The sequence below is a fragment of the Amazonocrinis nigriterrae CENA67 genome (assembly GCF_016056305.1).
Taxonomy (GTDB): Bacteria; Cyanobacteriota; Cyanobacteriia; order Cyanobacteriales; family Nostocaceae; genus Amazonocrinis; species Amazonocrinis nigriterrae.
In genome coordinates, this window is sequence record NZ_JAECZC010000007.1 from 125,964 (window position 1) to 128,931 (window position 2,968).

Below are 2,968 nucleotides of genomic sequence, written 5' to 3' on the forward strand. Positions count from 1 at the left end.
CTTCTTAAATTGGAGAAGTGGAGAATGGTGGCTTTAGCTCCATTCGGAACAACTTCTTAAAATCCCCTGACTTTTTGAATAAATGAGCGCTCGCGTTATTTATTCAGTCAGGGGAGTGTCAAATATTAAGTCTTGCCAACGACACCGCCCGCGAGGGAATGGGGGGATGAGGGGGATGTGGTTCGACTTCGCGGTAGTTGAGCGTAGCCGAAACTCACCAACTGGAGGATGAGGGAGATGGGGACAAGGGAAATAATTCTTCACTCCTAACCACTGACAACTGACAACTGACAACTGACATATTTATCATTGTCATAATTTAAACAGTTGCATCTCAACAATCAATGGTTAACTCTACTCTTGTAGCCACATTCTATGTCAACCCTGCAACAGGAAGTGATACTAATACTGGTTCGCGGTTGAGTCCGTTTAAAAGCCTCACCCGTGCTTTAAAAGTCGATAAAACACCGCTGATAATTCAGCTAGAATCTGGAACTTACAGCGCGGCTCGTGGTGAGGTGTTTCCACTGGTGATCTCTGCGGGGGTCACGATAGTGGGTAATGAAGGCAACAAAGGCGCGGGGATCGTAATTACTGGTAGTGGTGAATATCAAAGTCCTAGTTTTGGTGTACAAAATATTACGCTGCTGTTACTGGATGATGCTAGCCTTGTGGGTGTGACTATAACTAATCCCACAGCTAAAGGCACTGGTGTCTGGATTGAATCGGCAACCGCAAATGTGGCTAATAATACTTTTAGCTACTGTGGTCGAGAAGGAGTCTTCACAACTGGTAATGCTAAACCCGCAATTGTAGATAATCTGTTTGTGCAAAATGCCGCCAGCGGTTTGATGATGGCGCGTAATAGCAAGGCAGAGGTGTTGCGGAATGTCTTTCAAAAAAATCCTTTGGGTATCGCAATTACTGATTTTGCGGCTCCTTTAATCGCAAACAATAAACTATCAGACAATCGTACAGCGATCGCACTTTCTCGTGATGCGCGACCTGTGCTACGTAATAATCTGATTGTCAAGAATTCTCAAGGTGGACTGTTAGTCAACGGTAACGCCATGCCTGATTTAGGTAGCAATCAAGATGCTGCTGGTAATATTTTTCGGGATCATGGCGAGTTCGACTTATACAACGCCACATCAGTATCGCTTGTTTCAGTAGGTAATCAATTGAATCCTACCCAAGTCAAAGGACAGGTAGATTTCATTGCTGCCATAGAAGATAATACCGGACAAATCTCGATAAATACTAGTTTTGCTGATTTGCTTGGGCATTGGGCAACGGCTTTTATAGAAGCGTTGGTGAGTAAAGGTGCAATTAGTGGGTTTCCTGATGGTACTTTTGCCCCAGATGCCCCCATTACCCGTGCCCAATATGCTGCTATCATTGCCAAAACTTTTCAGTTGTCTGCAAGCAATAAAGTAAATAAATTTTCTGATGTAAAATCAGACTTTTGGGCAGCATCAGCCATCTTTGCTGCTGCTGAAAACGGCTTTGTGAGTGGCTTTCCCGATGGCACATTTCGACCAGCACTAAATTTAACTAAAATTCAAGCAATAGTATCTATTGTCAATGGCTTAAAGCTGAGTCAGGGAAATCCCAATTTATTAACTTTGTACCGCGATCGCGCCCAAATTCCCAGTTACGCCACCAATGCTGTGGCAGTAGCAACACAAAAACAGCTAATTGTCAACTATCCCGATACTGAACAACTAGAACCATTGCGAGATATCACTCGTGCTGAGGTAGCGGCATTAATTTATCAATCATTGGTAATTAGCAGCAATGAAAAAGCGATCGCTTCACCATATATTGTCACTCCTGATGTTGATGATATTCCCTCATTTAGCGACCTCAAAGGACATTGGGCAGAAGCCTTTATTCGGGCATTAGCCAACATGGGTTTAACTCAAGGCTTTGCCGATGGCAACTACCAGCCAGATAAACCCATGACTCGCGCCCAGTATGCGGCTTTAGTGGCAGTTGCCTTTAACCCCACCCCCAAACGCCCAGCACCCGATTTTATTGACGTACCTAAAGATTTTTGGGCATATCAAGCCTTACAAATTGCGGCTAGTGGCGGCTTTGTCAGTGGATTTAGCGATCGCACTTTTCGCCCCAATCAAAATGTGCAAAGGTTACAGGTGATTGTTTCTCTAGTTAACGGACTTAACTTACCAGCCGCAGATAAAAATACCCCACTCACTTACACTGATAGTAGTGCCATTCCTGACTACGCCCGTCAGGCAGTGGTCACAGCCACACAACAAAAAATCGTCGTCAACTATCCAGATCCCAAGCAGCTTGCACCTGCAAGGGAAGCGACACGCGCCGAAGTAGCAGCAATGGTTTATCAAGCATTAGTTGCTATCAACCGCACACCAAATATTAATTCACGCTATATTGTTTCGACAGTCAGCAATTGACCCAGTAAAATGAAAAACACTATTTATCAACCTGGAAACTCTTGGTAACAAATCCTATAGCTAAAAACACGCTAGGCTATAGGCGACGGGTAGAAAATTTATACTTACTGCCAGAAGCCAATAGTCCAATGTTAACATCAAGCCCGGAAACTTCAGCTGACTTGGCAGCAGCCTTGTTAGTTCACTATAGTTTTGACCTCAGTGGGTACAGTGCCAGTGAGTTGGTTTACCGTTGGCAAAATCAATATCCCATAGATTGGCTGCATCTTGCAGTCATTGAAGCACTGTATCAAGGTCGCTATAAAGCTATCTCGGTGCAGCAAATATTAACCTTTTGGCAGCGGCGGGGTCAGGCGACTTATCATTTCAATATGGAATTTGAACGCCTGATTTGTAGTAAATTTCCCGAAAGCCTCACAGCATTACCTGCACCTGTGCTACCTCCTATCAAGAAAGAAATTATGTTTGAGAAAGTGACAAATTCTCAATCATCACCAGTTACACCTGCTCTCTCACCTGCTAAAGTTAGC

General features: G+C 44.1%; 1 protein-coding gene and 1 pseudogene. Both read left to right on the forward strand.

Annotated features, from left to right (window positions below):
• The first annotated feature begins 344 nt into the window (after positions 1-344).
• Entirely contained in the window at positions 345-2,438 is a 2,094-nt protein-coding gene (locus I8748_RS05805) for an S-layer homology domain-containing protein (protein WP_198123711.1), read from the forward strand.
• A 128-nt stretch (positions 2,439-2,566) separates the two neighbouring features.
• Positions 2,567-2,968: pseudogene (locus I8748_RS05810) on the forward strand (hypothetical protein); the annotation flags it as partial.